The sequence below is a fragment of the Paraglaciecola psychrophila 170 genome (genome assembly GCF_000347635.1).
GTDB classification, from domain to species: domain Bacteria; phylum Pseudomonadota; class Gammaproteobacteria; order Enterobacterales; family Alteromonadaceae; genus Paraglaciecola; species Paraglaciecola psychrophila.
Window position 1 is genome coordinate 2649462 of record NC_020514.1, and the last position, 19090, is coordinate 2668551.

Annotated in this window: 21 protein-coding genes; 14 read left to right on the top strand and 7 right to left on the bottom strand. The window is 38.8% G+C overall.

The features are described 5' to 3' along the window. The first annotated feature begins 10 nt into the window (after positions 1–10). The 11 genes from plsX (at position 11) to C427_RS11620 (ending at position 9673) form a co-directional block, all read left to right on the top strand. Entirely contained in the window at positions 11–1039 is a 1029-nt protein-coding gene (plsX, locus tag C427_RS11570) for a phosphate acyltransferase PlsX (RefSeq protein ID WP_007635481.1), read from the top strand. Further along, a complete protein-coding gene (locus C427_RS11575) occupies positions 1040–1999 on the top strand; it encodes a beta-ketoacyl-ACP synthase III (RefSeq protein WP_007635483.1) in 960 nt (319 codons plus the stop codon). A 23-nt stretch (positions 2000–2022) separates the two neighbouring features. Then, positions 2023–2949 (top strand): ACP S-malonyltransferase, encoded by a 927-nt coding sequence (gene fabD / locus C427_RS11580; RefSeq protein ID WP_007635484.1) that lies wholly within the window; start codon positions 2023–2025, stop codon positions 2947–2949. A 31-nt stretch (positions 2950–2980) separates the two neighbouring features. Beyond that, positions 2981–3718, top strand: coding sequence for a 3-oxoacyl-ACP reductase FabG (gene fabG / locus C427_RS11585; protein ID WP_007635486.1), 738 nt, complete (start codon positions 2981–2983; stop codon positions 3716–3718). A 169-nt stretch (positions 3719–3887) separates the two neighbouring features. Continuing rightward, a complete protein-coding gene (gene acpP, locus C427_RS11590; protein WP_007620501.1) occupies positions 3888–4127 on the top strand; it encodes an acyl carrier protein in 240 nt (79 codons plus the stop codon). 76 nt (positions 4128–4203) lie between these two features. Further along, positions 4204–5442: a beta-ketoacyl-ACP synthase II gene (gene fabF, locus C427_RS11595; RefSeq protein ID WP_007635488.1), complete on the top strand. Its 1239-nt coding sequence runs from the start codon at positions 4204–4206 to the stop codon at positions 5440–5442. A gap of 60 nt (positions 5443–5502) precedes the next feature. After that, a complete protein-coding gene (gene pabC, locus C427_RS11600; RefSeq protein WP_007635490.1) occupies positions 5503–6345 on the top strand; it encodes an aminodeoxychorismate lyase in 843 nt (280 codons plus the stop codon). After that, complete coding sequence (mltG, locus tag C427_RS11605; protein ID WP_007635492.1) at positions 6345–7340, top strand: endolytic transglycosylase MltG; 996 nt, start codon at positions 6345–6347, stop codon at positions 7338–7340. Before pabC ends, mltG begins: the two co-directional genes overlap by 1 nt. A gap of 11 nt (positions 7341–7351) precedes the next feature. Then, positions 7352–7981 carry a dTMP kinase gene (tmk, locus tag C427_RS11610; protein ID WP_007635495.1) on the top strand — a complete coding sequence of 210 codons (630 nt, stop codon included), beginning with the start codon at positions 7352–7354 and terminating at the stop codon, positions 7979–7981. After that, complete coding sequence (holB, locus tag C427_RS11615; RefSeq protein WP_007635496.1) at positions 7982–8869, top strand: DNA polymerase III subunit delta'; 888 nt, start codon at positions 7982–7984, stop codon at positions 8867–8869. Positions 8870–8899: 30 nt separating this feature from the next. Continuing rightward, positions 8900–9673, top strand: a complete 774-nt coding sequence (locus C427_RS11620; protein ID WP_007635497.1) for a TatD family hydrolase — start codon at positions 8900–8902, stop codon at positions 9671–9673. 96 nt (positions 9674–9769) lie between these two features. On the opposite strand, the gene C427_RS11625 is transcribed toward C427_RS11620, so the two are convergent. From C427_RS11625 to C427_RS11645, 5 genes are all read right to left on the bottom strand, one after another. Then, positions 9770–10249 (bottom strand): YchJ family protein, encoded by a 480-nt coding sequence (locus C427_RS11625; protein WP_007635498.1) that lies wholly within the window; start codon positions 10247–10249, stop codon positions 9770–9772. A gap of 103 nt (positions 10250–10352) precedes the next feature. Beyond that, entirely contained in the window at positions 10353–10730 is a 378-nt protein-coding gene (locus C427_RS11630; RefSeq protein ID WP_007635499.1) for a hypothetical protein, read from the bottom strand. Between the two features lie 921 nt (positions 10731–11651). Continuing rightward, positions 11652–12983 carry an anti-phage deoxyguanosine triphosphatase gene (locus C427_RS11635; protein ID WP_007635501.1) on the bottom strand — a complete coding sequence of 444 codons (1332 nt, stop codon included), beginning with the start codon at positions 12981–12983 and terminating at the stop codon, positions 11652–11654. Between the two features lie 99 nt (positions 12984–13082). Further along, positions 13083–13694, bottom strand: coding sequence for a 5'-deoxynucleotidase (yfbR, locus tag C427_RS11640; protein ID WP_081588965.1), 612 nt, complete (start codon positions 13692–13694; stop codon positions 13083–13085). 4 nt (positions 13695–13698) lie between these two features. Next, positions 13699–14919 (bottom strand): pyridoxal phosphate-dependent aminotransferase, encoded by a 1221-nt coding sequence (locus C427_RS11645; RefSeq protein WP_007635504.1) that lies wholly within the window; start codon positions 14917–14919, stop codon positions 13699–13701. 727 nt (positions 14920–15646) lie between these two features. Here C427_RS11645 and C427_RS11650 point away from each other — a divergent pair. After that, the gene (locus C427_RS11650; protein WP_007635505.1) at positions 15647–16441 is read left to right on the top strand and encodes a DUF2189 domain-containing protein; all 795 of its coding nucleotides are present in this window, start codon (positions 15647–15649) and stop codon (positions 16439–16441) included. An 81-nt stretch (positions 16442–16522) separates the two neighbouring features. On the opposite strand, the gene C427_RS11655 is transcribed toward C427_RS11650, so the two are convergent. Further along, positions 16523–16852 (bottom strand): hypothetical protein, encoded by a 330-nt coding sequence (locus tag C427_RS11655; protein ID WP_007635506.1) that lies wholly within the window; start codon positions 16850–16852, stop codon positions 16523–16525. 119 nt (positions 16853–16971) lie between these two features. Between C427_RS11655 and C427_RS11660 the strand changes: the two genes are divergently transcribed. Together C427_RS11660 and C427_RS11665 are read left to right on the top strand one after the other, a co-directional pair. Beyond that, complete coding sequence (locus tag C427_RS11660) at positions 16972–17733, top strand: Nif3-like dinuclear metal center hexameric protein (RefSeq protein ID WP_007635507.1); 762 nt, start codon at positions 16972–16974, stop codon at positions 17731–17733. Positions 17734–17747: 14 nt separating this feature from the next. Next, a complete protein-coding gene (locus tag C427_RS11665) occupies positions 17748–18512 on the top strand; it encodes a methyltransferase (protein ID WP_007635508.1) in 765 nt (254 codons plus the stop codon). Positions 18513–18523: 11 nt separating this feature from the next. Here C427_RS11665 and C427_RS11670 read toward each other — a convergent pair whose 3' ends face one another. Continuing rightward, positions 18524–19012 carry a glutathione peroxidase gene (locus C427_RS11670; protein ID WP_007635509.1) on the bottom strand — a complete coding sequence of 163 codons (489 nt, stop codon included), beginning with the start codon at positions 19010–19012 and terminating at the stop codon, positions 18524–18526. Positions 19013–19090: the final 78 nt, after the last annotated feature.

Sequence of the window (19090 nt, forward strand, 5' to 3'; positions counted from 1 at the left end):
TGATAGAACTTTGAGTCGTCTAACCATAGCGTTAGATATCATGGGGGGCGATAACGGCCCCCATATTATTTTCCCCGCTGCATTAACAGCACTGCAACAAACCCCTCATTTACATTTTATTTTCTGTGGTCCTTTAAATGTCATGTCACTGTGGCTAAATCAACAATTACCCAATATTCAAGCTCGTATCACCTTATCCGACTGCCCACAAATCGTAACTATGGACGATGCGCCTACTCATGCTCTGCGGTACAAGAAGAATTCTTCGATGCGACGTGTTTTAGATTTAGTAGACAAAAATGAAGCCGATGCTTGTGTCAGTGGCGGTAATACTGGTGCCTTAATCTGTATGGCCTATTACGTACTAAAAACATTACCAGGCATAGACCGTCCTGCACTTATCACATTGGTTCCCACAATTAACAACGGCAAAGTGTATTTCTTGGATTTAGGTGCAAATATTAATTGTGACTCAGAGGTGTTATTTCAATATGCAGTAATGGGTTCTGTTTTGGCCGAGCAAATTTCTCATATCAAGCAGCCAAGAGTGGCTTTACTGAACGTGGGTTCGGAAGATATTAAAGGTAACGACCAAGTTAAACAAACCTCTCGATTATTAACTGACTCTCAAAACATTAATTACATTGGATATGTAGAGGGTAACGATATCTTCTCTCAGAAAGCAGATGTAATTGTAACCGATGGTTTTGCCGGAAATATTGCGTTGAAATCGTGGGAAGGATTGGTCAATTTTGCGATTCAAGAATTTAAAAAAGCATCACAGCATAATTTATGGTCGAAAATTGTGGCAAACATTGCGATGCCTTTGTTCCGTGGTATTTATTTACGTATGAAACCCGACCAGTATAATGGTGCTAGTCTGATAGGATTGCGCGGAATTGTGGTAAAGAGTCACGGTAACGCTTCATCAGAGGCTTTTTTGTATGCGATCCGTGAAGCAATACAACAAGTCGAGATGCAGGTTCCAGACAAAATAAAAGGCAAAATCGAAGCCGTCCTGATGGAGCGCCACGAATAAATGAATTCCAGAATAATTGGCACCGGTAGTTATTATCCGAGCGATGTAAGAACCAATGCTGACTTGTCAGTGATGGTTGATACGTCAGACGAATGGATCACCGACCGTACCGGGATCAAAGAAAGACGCATCATTGGCGATCACGAAACGGCCGCTACTATGGGCTTTGAAGCCAGTAAAAAAGCATTAGAAGCGGCAGGTATTGATGCTAAATCCATAGATATGATTGTATGTGCCACTACGAGTGGTCGCTACGCGCTTCCTAGTACTGCTTGTGAAATTCAAAAAGCGTTAGATGTTGATGGTATCCCTGCATTTGATGTAGCAGCTGCCTGCGCCGGTTATTGTTATGCGTTGAGTGTAGCTGATCAGTATATAAAGAGTGGCATGGCAAAGCGAATATTGGTGGTTGGTACTGATTGTTTGAGTCGAATGATTAGTCCTGAAGACCGAACTATGGTGATATTATTTGGTGATGCTGCAGGCGCCACTATTATTGAAGCAAGTGAAGAGCTTGGTATTTTATCAACCCATATTCATGCTGCTGGCTCCTACGGTGATTTATTAACCATAGGCAACCCACAACACGGTAATGAGCAATCCGTTTATGAAAACTGGGGGAGCATGAAAGGCAATGAAGTTTTTAAAGTTGCTGTCAATAAGTTAAGTGAGGTAGTGGAACAAACGTTAGCTGCTAACAATATGAAAAAATCAGATTTAGATTGGTTAGTACCACACCAAGCGAATTTCCGAATTATTAAAGCGACGGCAAAAAAATTAGAGATGCCGCTTGAGCGGGTGGTTATGACCCTTGAACAATATGGTAATACTTCTGCTGCTACAGTACCAACGGCCCTAGATACCGCTATACGAGATGGCAGAATTAAACGCGGACAGAATCTTCTTCTTGAGGCTTTTGGTGGCGGTTTTGCTTGGGCATCTGCGTTAGTACGTTATTAAAATACTATTTTAGAGAATCAATTATGAGTAAACAAGCATGGGTTTTTCCTGGTCAAGGATCCCAAACCTTAGGTATGTTAAGTGAGCTAGCTTCAGAATATGCCATCATTCAGGAGACTTTTGCTCAAGCCAGCGAGGCCTTGGGTTATGATTTGTGGGATGTGGTACAAAATGATGAGAAAAAACTCAATCAAACCCATATTACCCAACCCGCTTTATTAGCTGCAAGTTATGCAATTTATAAACTTTTAGTGGAAAAAGAACTCAGTCAACCGTTATATCTGGCTGGTCATAGCCTTGGAGAGTATTCCGCTTTAGTGTGTGCTGGAGTCATAGATTTTACTGATGCTGTTAAATTGGTTGAAGCTCGTGGTCAATTTATGCAGCAAGCTGTGCCTGCTGGAACAGGAGCTATGTTCGCCATTATTGGTTTGGATGACGACAAGGTTGTGGCAAGTTGTGAACAGGCAGAAACAGAAACCGATGAAGTTGTGGCCGCAGTAAACTTTAATTCGCCAGGGCAAATTGTGATTGCCGGGAATAAATATGCGGCGCAAGTAGCTGCGAATTTATGTAAAGAAAAGGGTGCAAAACGTGCTTTACCCTTGGCTGTTAGTGTGCCGTCGCATTGTGCATTGATGAAACCGGCCGCTGAGCAGTTGGCAAGTTTACTCAATGATATTCAGTTTCATACACCAAAAATCCCTGTTATTAATAATGTTAATGTGGCTTGTCCAAATGAAGCTGATGCGATAAAACAGGCTTTGGTTGAGCAGTTGTATAGTCCAGTTAGATGGACAGAAACTATCACCATGTTGGCTGAAATTGGAGTCGAAGAATTATTAGAAGTGGGGCCCGGCAAGGTATTAACTGGATTAACTAAGCGGATTGATAAACGCCTAAGTTGCACCGCGATTAACACGGTTGATTCCGTTAACTTATTAATTTAACTTATTTAAATATTTTTTGTTGAGAGAATGTATGGCTAATTTAAATGGCAGTATTGCACTGGTAACTGGTGCAAGTAGAGGAATTGGCAGAGCGATAGCTGAGAGGTTAGCCGCAGATGGAGCAACGGTTATAGGTACCGCAACTTCTGAAAATGGAGCTCAAGCGATCAGTGATTATCTGCAACAAAGCGGTGAAGGTAAAGTACTCGATGTCGCCCTACCTGAATCAATGCAAGCTTTGCTGACTGACATTACCGAAAAGTACGGCACTGTAGATATATTGGTCAATAATGCTGGGATCACCCGTGACAATTTATTGATGCGTATGAAAGATGATGAATGGCAAAGTATTATGGATACCAATTTGACCTCCATTTTTAAAATGTCTAAAGCAGTGTTACGCGGTATGATGAAAAAACGTAAAGGACGTATCATTAACATAGGTTCAGTGGTTGGCTCTACAGGCAACGCCGGTCAAGCTAACTATGCCGCTGCCAAAGCGGGAGTGATAGGTTTTAGTAAGTCTATGGCCCGTGAAGTTGCATCTAGAGGTATTACCGTTAATGTAGTTTCTCCGGGATTTATTGATACCGATATGACAAAATCATTAACTGATGACCAAAAAGAAAGTATATTTAAAGATATTCCAGCAAACCGTTTGGGCGACCCTAAAGAAATAGCGGCAACAGTGGGATTTTTAGCAAGTGATGATGCTGCATATATCACTGGAGAAACGATACATGTCAATGGCGGCATGTATATGGGATGAAATAAAATAAAGTGTAATTTTGTTGATGCTTTATTAAAAGAATAAATATTTACTAATCCGTGAGTGGTTAGACCAGAAAAAAAGTTGACCCTGCTACTTGCAAGGGGTCACTTAGCTGAATACACTACGCACAAAATTATATCTAGCGACTTAAAGGATAACTAGAATTATGAGTACTATCGAAGAACGTGTAAAAAAAATCGTCATTGAGCAACTTGGTGTTAAAGAAGAGGAAGTTAAACCAGAAGCTTCATTCGTTGATGATTTAGGTGCGGATTCACTAGACACTGTCGAATTAGTAATGGCCCTTGAAGAAGAGTTCGATACTGAAATTCCTGATGAAGAAGCTGAAAAAATTACCACTGTTCAGTCTGCTATTGACTACGTTAACGCTAATAAAGACGCATAATACTTTACAAAACGGTCCTCTCTGGGCCGTTTCTTCTTTAAATCACACACATTTTTATAAATAGTCGGAGGCCAATGTGTCTAAACGTCGCGTTGTTGTGACCGGTCTTGGCATGCTTTCTCCTGTTGGCAATACTGTAGATTCCACCTGGAAAAGCATACTTGCGGGTAAAAGTGGGATTGCACCTATCACCTCTTTTGATTGTTCCTCGTTTACCACTCAGTTTGCCGGTGAAGTCAAAAATTTTAATGTCGAACAGTACATTCCTAAAAAAGAAACCAAAAAGATGGATAGGTTTATCCAGTTAGGGATCGCGGCCGGTAAACAAGCTCTCGAGCATTCAGGATTTAAAGTCACCACTCAAAATGCAACAAGAATTGGTGTTGCTATTGGTTCTGGGATTGGTGGTCTGGGTTTAATTGAAGAAAACCATCGGCGGATGCTTGAATCAGGCCCAAGAAAAATTTCACCATTTTTTGTTCCTGCCACGATCACTAATATGATTTCAGGATTCTTTTCAATATTTGAAGGTCTCAAAGGCCCAAATATTAATGTTGTTACTGCATGTACCACTGGCGTCCATAATATAGGTATTGCTGCTCGTATCATTGCATACGGTGACGCAGATGCGATGATTGCCGGTGGTGCTGAGTCAACTGTCTGTGGTTTAGGTATTGGCGGCTTTGCTGCAGCCCGTGCTTTATCGACCCGCAATGATAACCCTGAAGCGGCTAGCCGCCCTTGGGATAAGGACAGAGATGGTTTTGTTATGGGGGAGGGTGCAGGTGTCGTGATGTTGGAAGACTATGACTCTGCTGTAGAGCGTGGCGCTAAAATTTATGCTGAACTGGTTGGTTTTGGCATGAGTGGCGATGCTTACCATATGACTTCGCCGCCAGCTAATGGTGAAGGTGCTGCGGCTGCCATGGTCAATGCGATTAACGATGCCAAGGTTGATGTGAGTGAAATTGGTTACATTAATGCACATGGCACATCGACTCCTGCAGGAGATGTCGCTGAAGTTGCTGCGATTAAATATGCTTTTGGTCAACATTCAAACAAGGTTTTGGTAAGTTCCACCAAATCAATGATTGGACATTTACTTGGAGCCGCAGGCTCAGTTGAAGCTATTTTTACTATACTGGCACTACGCGATCAGATTGCCCCCCCAACTATTAACTTAGATAACCCTGGTGAAGGCTGCGACCTTGATTTCGTTGCCCATACTGCAAAACCTGTGAAGATGGAATTTGCGTTATGTAATTCTTTTGGTTTTGGTGGCACTAATGGCTCACTACTGTTTAAAAGACTCTAGGCAGAGTTTGGCTATTGAATATTATTGAAGCTATTTTAGGGTATTTAGATGCGACTATGAATGATTGTTAACGGTCAGCAACAGCAACAGATAGAGATTGCAGACAGAGCCTTTCAATATGGTGATGGCTGCTTTACCACTATGGCGTTTAGAAACAGCCGTCTTGAATTGTTTGATGCCCATATTAGTCGTCTAAAATTAGCCTGTAAAACGCTATATATAGAGTTTATTAAATGGTCAGATATAGAACGTTGCATCGTTGATTCAGTGCAGTCTATTGATGACTGCGTAGTAAAAGTGATCATTACTCGAGGTGTCGGTGGCAGGGGTTATAGCCCTCAAGGAGCTGCAAATCCTAGTTTTATCATTACCCATCACACAATCCCAGCACATTATGCTCTTTGGCAAACCGATGGTATTAAACTCACTATTAGCCCTATTACGTTAGCTTGCCAACCTCTACTGGCAGGCATCAAACATCTAAATCGTTTAGAGCAGGTATTAATTAAACATGCACTGGCAAAAACTGATTATGATGATGCGATTGTTTGTGATACCCAACAAAACATAATTGAAACATCTGCAGGTAATCTATTTTGGTATAAAGATAATGTTTGGTATACAGCAGACCATTCAGTATCGGGGGTTGAAGGGGTTATGCGTAACCAGATTTTGGCAGTTATGCAAGAAAAAGATTTGCCGTGTCAGGTGGTTCGTCAGGACATCAGTGACTTATTCTGCGCCCAGGAGTTGTTTGTTTGTAACTCTCTAATGATGCTGGTGCCCGTAGTGAGTTTGTTTAATCCAGTCACTCAGCAAAACAAACATTATGTTATCGAACAAACAAAACTGATGCAGCATTATATTCAGCATACAATTAACCTTAAGGCGCTAAAAGTTTAATGAAAATTGTAAAATGGCTATTGTTTTTTGCAGTAGTATTTGGAATCGGTTTTGTTGCCACCCTTTTTTATTTTGACAAAAAAGTACATCAACCTCTAATCCTCAATGAGGCAACTATATATCAAGTTAAATCAGGCCAATCTGCGAAAGGATTACTGAATAGATTAAAAGAGCAGGGTATTATTTCTGATAATATTGGCCTTAAAATTAGATTGAAGCTTGAACCAGCACTTGCCAACATTAAAGTGGGCACCTATGAATTGTTGCCTTCAATGAGTGCATTAGATTTACTAGAGCTATTCTCTAGTGGTAAAGAATTACAATTTTCAATCAGTTTAATTGAAGGACTGAATTGGCGGGAATGGTTATTAGTTATAAAGTCCCATCCACAAATTACATTCTCGGATGATTTTTATCAACAGCTTGCCATTTTAACCGCACAACTTCCGGAGCAATCGATTGAAGGATATCTGCTTCCTGACACCTATTATTTTGTGGCACAAACCGAGGCAATTGATCTAGTCAAACGTGCGCATTTGAGTATGCAAAAATATTTAAATGAGGCTTGGCAACATCGGGCGCTGGATTTGCCATATGCATCGGCCTATGAAGGTTTAACCTTGGCGTCAATTATAGAAAAAGAAACCGGCGTAGCAGATGAGCGGCCTCGTATTTCTGGTGTGTTTGTCAATAGACTTAATCTGAATATGCGTTTACAAACTGATCCGACGGTTATTTATGGTATGGGTGAAAGTTTTGATGGCGACATCAGACGCAAAGATCTAAAAACGGCTACGCCTTATAATACTTATATGATTAGAGGCTTACCACCAACACCTATCGCTATGCCAAGTAAATTAGCCATTGATGCTGCTTTTAACCCGTTGATAACTGATGAGTTGTACTTTGTATCTAAAGGTGATGGCAGTCACAAATTTTCAATCACTTTGCAAGAGCACAACCTTGCGGTGCGTCAATATCAATTAAATAAATAAGAGAGTCCTAGTTGCAAACACCAGGTAAATTCATCGTTATTGAAGGTTTAGAAGGCGCAGGAAAAAGCAGCGCTGTAGCGATTTTGACCCAAGCTATACAAACTGCTGGTCACATTGTAGTTAATACCAGAGAGCCTGGCGGCACCGCTATGGCAGAAGCCATCAGAGATGTAGTCAAACACGATTGGATAGATGAAAAAGTCACAGTAGAAGCTGAGTTGTTGTTAATGTATGCAGCAAGAGCGCAATTAGTCCAAAACGTTATTCTGCCAAATTTAGAAAAAGGGTTCTGGGTACTCGGAGACAGACATGATATGTCTTCGCAAGCATATCAAGGTGGTGGTCGACAGATTGATCAGAACATGATTGAAAGCTTAAGAGCGATTACATTAAAAGACTTTAGGCCTGACTTTACCTTGTATATGGATGTTGAGCCTAAAGAAGGGCTTAAACGTGTCACAGGCCGTGGCGAGTTAGATCGTATTGAGCAAGAGGATTTGAGCTTTTTTGAGCGTACTCGTGAGCGTTATCTGTTATTGGCACAGCAGGATCATAATTGCATCGTGATCAATACTATGCAAGATATGCAAGCGGTGCACACAGATTTAGAGCTAGCGATTCAACAATTTTTGGAGAATTAAGTGTTTCCTTGGTTAGAGGTTACTTTTAAACAGTTAAGTGCACGGATCGCGGCAGTTAAGTTGCATCATGCTTTGCTTATTCAAGGTCCCTCTGGTTTAGGTAAATCAAACTTTGCCTTGCAGTTTGCTCAGTTACTTTTATGTAAAGCTAGGCAAGGGCATAAGGTGTGCGGTCACTGCCAGTCTTGCTTGTTAAATGCTGCGAATACTCATCCTGACTTACATGTGGTGGAATCGGATAAACAAATTGGTGTTGATCAGATACGCGACGCCATTAAAAAATTAGTTAGCTCTGCTCACATGTCTGGGGCAAAGGTATTGATTATCTATGATGCACACACTATGACCGAATCAAGCGCGAATGCATTACTCAAAACCTTAGAAGAGCCTACCGCTAATACGTTTTTGTTACTCACAACGAACAAGCCAGAACGTTTGCTGCCGACAATTAAAAGCCGCTGTGAAAAATTAGCGTTACCTTTACCCACTTTAGATTCGACATTAGCTTGGGTAAAAACCCAATATGACGCTGATATTGATATCAATTTTGCCAGATTGTTTAGTTCACGCCCGCTGGCTTTATTAGCAGAACTACAAGAAGAGCAAAAGTTTACTTATGAAATATTTAGCGCTGGTTTAGATGCTTTGCTGCATAAGCAAACCAGTGCCATGCAATTAGCAATGGATTGGCACGATAGTGCAGATAAAGTACTTAAATGGACTCAATATTGGGCAAGACAACAATGTACTGAGAATGTTTCTGAAACAGTGTGGCAGCTAAATTTACAAGCGTCTAAGGTGACTCGACAATTGCGTAACCCTGGTGTGAATAAAACATTATTGTTAACAGAGCTGTTAGATAAGCTTGCATTAGTCAAGGCCGCATAAACTTAACCCTACAAAAGATGGAAAAATTACGTGTTTGTTGATTCACATTGTCACCTAGATAAATTAGACAAAACCCCAGAAGAACTTTCAGACATCCTTAACTTTGCAAGAAGCCGTGGTGTCGAACATTTTTTATGCGTTTCGGTGTCTGTTAAAGACTTCCCTATGATGTTGGATACCGTTAAAGAATTTAATGATGTATCTGTTTCCTGCGGTGTACACCCTCTACACCAAGAAGATGCTTGTGGTTATGATGAGCTACTTAATATGGCTGATAATGAAGAAGTAGTCGCCATAGGAGAAACTGGCTTAGATTACTTCTATAGTGCTGAAACGAAATCAGTGCAACTCACTTCTTTTGTTGATCATATTAAGGTAGCCAACAAGTTAAGCAAACCATTGATCATCCATACTAGGGATGCTCGAGAAGATACGATTGATTTGCTTAAGCTGCACAAAGACCCAGCAACCAGAGGTGTGCTTCATTGTTTTACTGAGACTTGGGAGATGGCGCAGGCTGCAATTGAACTAGGTATGTATATTTCTATATCCGGCATAGTCACCTTTAAAACAGCCACTGAGTTACAACAGGTGGTGAAAAAAATACCATTAGATAAATTACTAATAGAAACTGATTCACCTTGGTTAGCGCCTGTTCCCTATAGAGGTAAGCCGAATCAACCGGGCTTTGTAAGGGAAGTAGGGGAGTTTATTGCTGAGCTGAGAGGTATAAGTGTGGAAGAGTTGGCTAAAATAACCACTAATAACTTTTATGACTTATTTGCAATTCAACGCTCAGTCTGAATATGTCAGTTAGAGATAGCGTTTCATAGTGTAAAGATGCAAGTTTATTTGTTTTAAATAGGTAAATATATGCTGATTCAATTGGCCTTTTGTTAATTACCGCCCACAACATTTTTTATACTTTTTACCGCTGCCGCACAAGCATTGACTGTTTCGCTCTTGGGAGAGTTCACCTGAATCTTTTTTTATAACTCCATCAGCATATAACCACTTTCCCGCTTCAAAAACAAAGTCTGATATTTCATGCATTACATAATAAGAGTTATGTATTTGATAGAAGGCTTTAAATTCTACCTGAGCCATATTTACTTGAGAATAGTGGGCTATGACTTGTAAAGATAACCACTGAGTATCCTCGGAGCTGTCTGCTAGTTCACTTATTGTTAGTTTTGAACGCTGGGCTAATATGTAGGTTTGTAAGATGTACCGATAATTTTTTAAAGAATAAGCTGAAAAACGCGAGCGCATTAAGGTTTCAGCATCTTTTGCAGCTACTTTTCCATCAATAATCGGCTTGCAACATACTTCATATGTAAGTTCGTTACCGCAAGTGCAGTGTTTAATAATCGTCGCCAAAATCAAATAACCTAACCAAATAAATCTATTAACCTAGCAAGCCTAGGCGATTAAAGTAAACATAGTCAAGAATTTATCAAAGCTGTTTTTTAAACTTTGTCGATTACCAAGGGCCTTTTACTACGTTATCTTGTTGGTCGTTGACGGGGATCAAGTTAACTAGCGATACCTTAAAATCAATACACAGTTGTTTTAGACGCTTAAAGCTTATTTCATCTAAAGATAACTGTTCAACGAACAGGTTTGAACACTGACCGCCAATCACAATTTTTTCAAGCCACAATGATAATTGGTTTTGTGTAGGTTTAGTAATACACATGCAATAATCTTGTTTTTCAGAAAATCGAATATGATTAGCCACTAAAAAAGTCCATTTATTGGCATGCTTAACATTTATATCGATGCTATGCCTGTTATCTGCTGGCACTTGCATAGAGGCTAGTGGAATAGAGTTATTTGTAAACGCATGTAAACTTGCCATAATAATTTCTCAACAGTGTTCTTATATACAGTGGTTATATATACAGTAGTACTGTATAAATCATCATGCAAGCTTTTTTTGCCTTGATGTGTTTTTATTCGTTTATTAATCTTTCTAGATTACATATAAACCTACCGACATCGATGCTGAAGGACGCATGACTTCGTCTAGCTTTAACTTTAACTTTAACTTTAAACATGAGGATAATTGACCTCCCCACCAGTAAAACGATTACTTTGACCTTACATTTATTCCGGATCGTAGATTGTCTTAAACACAACAAATTTCGCCGAGCTAAGTGGGTTAGCTTTTTTAATCAGTGATGAAACTGAAAACCTATCCAAGACACGACCATAGAACAAGCTAAGAAGCAGTGAAGTCGATAGATTCGCGGTAGTAAATTTAAATTTTCGTACAAGTCGTTATAGTTTAACGCATGAGGTTTTTCTGCTTAGTCATTAGTAATCCATGACTATTGGTCAACTTTGAAAGACTGTGACTGTGCAAATAAGAACAAGTTTTCAGAGCTAAATTTATAAAGTTATTGTGGCTGATGAGTTTTGTTGCCATGTCAGCTCATCAATAGATGTTGTATGTTTTTGGCTGTGAAACTCAAGTGGTGTGGTTTTAAATACTTTGTTTTCATCATCAACAAACACTTGAAATAGCTATAGTAAGTGGGCTTACCATCTAGACTAAAGATCCTAACTATCGCATCGACCTTCACCTTTTTCGGCTGTTTTAGTCGACGTTTTTGTCACTTACATGACTTTCTTTTTTCTCAATGAATTTAGGTGTGTGATTTAGCATGCCCTACCTATTAATTAGGTTTAGCTAATGGCCTACATTAATAGGCCATTAATTCAGCACAAAATTCTTGATGTATTTATCATCAAGTAAATGAATATTTTTGGTATTGATTTACGACCCGATCTTTTCTGTAACTGCAGCGGAGGAGGGCAGAAACAAGGTGCCGTACAACTTGGCAGCAAAACCATCTGTCATGCCCGAGATATAATCAGCAATCACTCTGTGGCCATTCCCTGCTTCATGTGCTTTTAACCAACGTTGGCATGTGTTTTCAGGCAGTAATCTTTGAGGATCTGAAGCAAACGCCTGAAATAATTCCATGACTATTTGCTGACCTTTATATTCGATCATTTGTATCTCAGGTTTTCTGATAACACGGTTAAACACATAAGCTTTAAATATGCTTAAAGCCTGATGGAAAGATGTGGGAAACACAGCGTTATATTTAAGTAAATCTTGCTCAAACTCCGGTGCAATTTCTTTTATCTCAATATTTGTAATAAAACAATTGACCAAGGCACCTATGGCATCCTTCCTTTCATGGTGATGTTGGCTAAACAGCTTTTCGCTGAGCGCCATTATGTATTGGTTCATCCAATCAATGTCTAACTTGAGTAACGGCTCTGCGACTTCTTGAAAAAACTGTGAGCGGTTGACTATGCCCATTACAATGGCATCTTCAAGATCATGGATGCCGTAAGCAATATCATCTGCCAACTCCATAATTGAACAGTCAAAAGATTTATATAGAGTTTTGTGATGGCTTTTAGCTGTACTTTTAAATTGCATAAATCGTTGCGAATCATGGGTAGATAATCCCTCAAGTATCCACTCAAAAGAGGCTTGATCGCATTTATACAGACCTTTAGGTGGATGCCAAAGAGATGCTTTCACTTCTCGATGAGATACCGACTCTTGCGCCTGAGGTGGTTGATTTAATTGAGGCAGGTAGTTGGGATACTTGATTAAACCTAATAAAGTTCGCCTGCTAAGATTCATCCCGTGGTTGGCAGTATAAGGTTCAAGTTTGGTGACTATTCTAAATGTTTGGCCATTTCCTTCGAAACCGCCATGATTCCGCATCATATAATGCAGCGCCACTTCACCGCCATGGCCATAAGGAGGATGGCCGATATCATGAGCTAAACATAACGCCTCAATTAAGGTGTCATTCAAATCTAAGTGTTGGGTTAAATCAGCGTATTTGCTTCTAAGCTGCGCAGCGATGCCTTGGCCAATTTGTGATGCTTCTAAGGAATGTGTAAGCCGAGTGCGATAAAAATCACTCATGCCTACACCTAACACTTGGGTTTTGGCTTGTAATCGTCTGAAAGCAGCTGAATGCAGGATCCTGGCTTTGTCACGTTGATAAGGAGTGCGATGATCTCCTTGACGTTGAAGTTGAAGTTTTTGGCCATGCCTGCGCTGTGTCCATATTTCCATAACTTACATCTGCTCCACACATATTATTTGAGGCGAACTACATTAATGTTATGTGACCAGATGCTGCTGAGTTAATCAAGCCATTGTTTGGTCGTCTAACTAATAGTCCTCTTGAGTAATTTCGTCGAGACTTAAGCTAAAGCTGGGCACATATGCTTTGATAAAATAATCGACTTCACTTGAGTGATAATCTTTCAACATTTTGTCTAAACGTTTTTTAGCTAATTCAAATTCCTTGTTTCCAGCAGAAAGCTCCTCTAGGGTTTTTAGATAGGCGCAGATCACATCAGCGGCTTTGACAATAAAAGCGATATCTTTATTGTGACGATGATGATCAATCAGCTGTGCATAATCTTCTCTGAACTCATCTGGTGCCATATTAATGAGTTTTTGTTCTGCGAGCTTTTCAATTTTTTTATACTCGTCACGAATGATGGGATTTGAATATTTTACCGGCGTGGGTAAATCACCGGTGATCACCTCTGATACGTCATGAAACATGGCCACAGTTGCTACTTGATTAGGATCTAAATCACCATCAAAATACTTATTGCGTATCAGTGCTAATGCATGGGCTACCATAGCCACCTGTAAACTGTGCTCTTGCACATTTTCGGTCCTGATATTGCGCATCAAAGGCCATCTGTTTATTAACTTCATACGAGATAGATGGGCGAAGAAATGACTTTGTTTAGGAGATATTTTGTTCATTTAGTTAAATTACCTGCCTATAACTTTTGAAAAAGTTTGCTATACCTTCGAGTGCTGGTTTTAGTACGTCAATATGAGGCAGAAATACGAGTCTAAAATAGCAGCCTGTTTTGAGGTTAAATGCTGAGCCGTGTACTAATAATATTTTTTCTGCACGTAATAGGTCAAAAATCATTTGTTCGTCATTGGTAATATTGAATTTTTCAGCGTCTACTTTAACAAAACAATACATGGCGCCCTTAGGCATGACACATTCAAGACCATCTACAGCATTTAACATTTCAAATGCCATGTCTCTTTGAATTTTTAGTCGACCATCATCACCAATGAGTTCATTAATACTTTGATATCCACCTAAGGCCGTTTGTATCGCATGTTGGCTCGGTACATTTGCGCACATGCGCATCGAAGACAGAATATTAAGCCCTTCGATGTAACTTTGGGCGATAAATTTATTACCACTCACCACTAACCATCCTGAACGAAAACCCGCTATACGATAGTTTTTAGATAAACCACCCATCGTGATACAAAAAATATCGGTCGCCATTGATGCGATACAGTGATGTTTTGCATCGTCATATAAAATTTTATCGTAGATTTCATCGCTTATTACGACCAGTGAAAACTCACGGGCCAATTCAATAATCTGTTGCAATAGCTCTGGGCTATATACTGCACCAGTGGGATTATTAGGATTAATTAATACGATTGCTTTGGACTTGTCAGTAATTTTATTACGGATGTCTTGTATATCAGGTTGCCAAGCATTGGTTTCGTCACATCGATAATGTATTGGTACACCAGATGCGAGACTTACCGCAGCTGTCCATAGAGGGTAATCGGGTGCGGGTATCAATACTTCATCATCATTATTGACCAGTCCTTGCATAGCCATAACGATAAGCTCACTGACACCGTTACCGATAAACACATCTTCTACTTTGACGTTTTTGACATTTTTTTGCTGATAATATTGCATCACTGCAACGCGAGCTGAATAAATACCATTCGAGTCTGAATAACCTTGTGATTTTGGCAGGTTATGGATTACATCTTTTAAAATATCGTCAGGCGCTTCGAAACCAAATGGGGCAGGGTTACCAATATTCAATTTAAGGATTCGATGTCCTTCATCTTCCATTTTTTTTGCTTCGGTTAAAATGGGTCCACGTATCTCATAACAGACATTTTCTAATTTGTTCGACTTATTAATTTTTTTCATTGATTTTGAATAACCTCCTACATGGTAGGACAGATTAAACCAACAAGGGTGGGGGTGTTAAGTGTTAAATTAACTATGCTATATAAAAATGTTAAATGGGTGCATTATTTACAAACTCTGTCATATTTAATTTTGGAAATCCTCTTATTTCAAATGGAGTAATATGTGTTTATTAGGCAAGGTATATATTTGCTCCTTTGATATGGATTGACGTTAGTAATATTTTAGAACTAAAAGGCAAAGGTTTAAATTGAAGCGTACTCTCAAAAAGTTTTTTCAAGAAAGCAGCACTGATTATATTGACACAGCTTGCAACAACAACAATCTTCGATTGATACAATCAGAGAATCTGTTACAAGCTCAATGCTGACAGAGCTATTTCTAATATTTGTAGTTATTCTAAATTTGATGTAATCAACAATAATCGTCACAAACTTGCTTGAGATTGTATATCAGGTAAAGGTATGGATATTATTTGTTTTCTATACGAAACCAAAAGATGGCATAACAACTTGCGACAACTATTCATTGGTAACCAGTTAATTACTGATCGTATTTAAACGTTCATTACGTATTAGACATAGACACACCTTCTAAATTAACGATGGTTAACTAGTTCTATGACTTAAGCGCTGTATATTTTTTTATTCTAGGAGTAAAATAATCTTAAAGTTCAACTATCAAATAATAAAAATTAAAACGTTTCGACTTTTTATGGAGTAAAACTATGTCAGACCACTTCAAAATAACACCTCATAATGCGATTTCCGATAGTGACATTGCACGGGTTATTCCTTGTAAAAAATTGACGATGAATGACCCGATTAGATGGTTGGCGCTGGCGCTTAAGGACGCGAGTCGGGAACCTGGGCTAACACTTTTTTTTGGTCTTATATTTGCGGCTATACCTTGGCTCATTATTGAGCTTGTCCAATTAACAGGTTGGCATTTAGTGATAATGCCTGCAATTGTCTGTTTTATGCTGATTGGTCCATTTTTGGCAGCTTGTATGTACGATGTTAGTTGGGAACTAGAAAAAAACCACGAACCAACTTTACGCCACTGTGTGAAGACATTAAAACGCAATGCACTTAATGAATGGGGTTTAGGAATTTTACTGATGATATTAATGATCTTTTGGCTTCGTGTAGCTTCATTGATCCACGCCTTATATCCTCAGTATATGGATGCAAATTTTATCAATCTTTTACCTTTTTTAGCGGTGGGTACATTAGTCGGTGCCGTATTCACATTATTAGTGTTTTTTGTGAGTGCATTTACACAACCAATACTGATGGAGCGAAAGGTCGACTTAGCTACTGCACTATTAACAAACATGAATGCTATCTGGACCAATAAAGGTCCTATGATGTTATGGGCATTTATAATTATGTTAGCAGTATTGATTGGATTTGCTACATGGTTTGTAGGTTTCATTTTTCTGATGCCGCTTATAGGATATGCGACTTGGCACGGTTATATAGGCACAATAGAAACCAAAAGAGAGCGCCATTACGAATAATTATGCTGTTATAGGTATAATCATCACACAATAAAAAAGCCTCATAATAAATAATCATGAGGCTTTTTTTGTGTTGGAAGTTTATCGCGGTAATTTAGAAACAGTGCTTTCTTCTAAAATTTTCTTAGCCCAAAATGCTTTGACTGAGAAGTTCGTTTTTTTAGCAAGTGATTTGGCTGCTTTTGTCTTAGTCGCCTTCTTGGGTTTATCAACCGCTACTGTGGCTTTATTGGCCGGAGTTAAAGCGCCTAATTCTGCGATCATTGCATCTAAATCTGCCAGACGTATATTTTTGCCACCATCAATACTATACCAGCCACCTTTGGCTTCGATAGCGGGAGCTTTACCATTTTCTGCTTTATAAGCTTCAGTAAAAGCTGCGATTACTTGATCTTTATCCAATTTACTCATAATCAGGTCTTTGCCTTGTCTATGTTTATTTTCAGAATATGTAAAGGTTTTATACCTTTTTTTAATTATAATGTCTAATTTTGCATCATTTACACACGTTATTAATCAGTAGGGGTTCAATGTCAGTATCAAATAGTCAATTATTAGAATTACTTAATTCATTATTAAAGCCAGAGCAGGTAAAGGATTATTGCCCTAATGGTTTACAAGTAGAGGGTAAGACACCGATTTTTAAGTTAGTCACAGGTGTGACTGCCTCGCAAGCATTAATCAACCATGCGGTATCAATTAATGCAGATGCGATTTTAGTACATCATGGATACTTCTGGAGTGGAGAGTCGCCGTGCATAACAGGTATGAAAAGGAAACGAATCCAAACATTGTTGCACCACAATATCAACCTTTTTGCCTATCATCTGCCTTTAGATATTCACCCAACGCTAGGCAATAACGCACAGTTAGCTAAATTATTAGGTATTGTGGATATCACACCATTACAACGAAATAATCCTCAATCTGTGGTGATGCAAGGTAAGTTTGCCGGCGGTATTTCTCCAACCGAGTTGACTCACTTACTAAGTAATATGTTAACTAAAACACCATTACACGAATCAGCTAATAAAACTAAAATTGAAACAGTTGCTTGGTGCACAGGAGGTGGGCAAAGTTACATAGAATTAGCTGCTGAAAAAGGCATCGATGCTTACATCACAGGTGAAGTATCAGAACAAACTATCCACACAGCTAGAGAAATGAACATTCATTTTTACGCCGCTGGTCATCATGCTACCGAACGTTATGGCGTAAAAGCGCTAGGCGAATATATTCAACAAGAGCTAGGAATTGAGACCGTATTTGTTGACATAGATAACCCAGCTTGAGGCACATTCAATAAATGGAAAATAATAATCAAGATCAAAGTTTTGATAAGTTTGCAGATAAATTTGAGAAAAACATTTATGGTTCAACAAAAGGGCGGTTACGGCATGAGTTGTTAGTTCATCATCTGCATGATTGTATATCTCTACAGACTTTGCCATTAGATGTATTGGATGCAGGTGGAGGCACAGGGGTAATGTCTGAAATGATGATTAATTTAGGTCATAAAGTCACATTATCTGATATCTCTTCTGACGTACTGTCTTTAGCAAAGAAAAAGTTAGGTGAAAATATTAATCTGGATATTCAACATAGAGACATCTTATCGTTAAGTAATAATAGACAATATGATTTGGTCGTCTGCCATGCCGTTTTAGAGTGGTTACAACATCCTTCAGAGGTAATACGTAAATTAGTGGATTTAGTTAAACCCGGAGGTCATCTGTCACTTAGCTTTTTTAATCATGATGCTCAGTTGTTTGGAAACATGTTGTACGGTAATTTTGATTATGTTGAACAAGGTATGACCAGTAAAAATATAGTACGTTTAAGTCCTAAAAACCCGCAAAAACCTAAAGTTATTATATCTCAACTTGAAAGCTTACCTGTTAAAGTCATAAAACAAGCCGGTATACGTTGTTTTCATGATTATTTGAAACAGCCAGAAAAGCAAATCAGTGAATATGAACAGTTAAAACACTTAGAAATTCAATATGGCTCGAGTGAGCCATATTTATGGCTGGGTAAATATTTTTTAATTATTGCCCAGAAAGATTCATAATGTTGGGTAGGCTATTCAGCTAATAACTTTTCAATGTCTTTAATCATCTCATCTGGCTTGGTAGTAGACGCATAACGTTTAGTAACTTTACCTTGTTTATTCACTAAAAATTTGGTGAAATTCCATTTGACGCTTTTACTACCCATTACTCCTGCTGCCCCTTCCTTCAAATATTTGTATACTGGGGCTGCGTTTGCCCCATTAACTTCAATCTTCTTAAATAAAGGAAAATTGACATTAAAGTTCAGACTACAAAACTCTTGGATCTCATTATCTTCTCCAGGTTCCTGATGACCGAATTGGTCACATGGAAACCCAAGTACTTCTAAGCCTTGTGGTTCAAATTGTTTATAAAGCTTTTGCAATCCATCATATTGCGGGGTGAAACCGCACTTACTTGCTGTGTTAACGATTAACAGTACTTTGCCCTGATAGTCTTTAAAATTTATATTTTCGCCATTATTTAATATGGCATCAAATTGATATATGGTGTCCGACATAAACATTCTCTTTGTGACTTTGTGTTGTCTATATTGTCATTATTAAGTCCTGTTTCAAATGTTTAAGTCAATAATTAT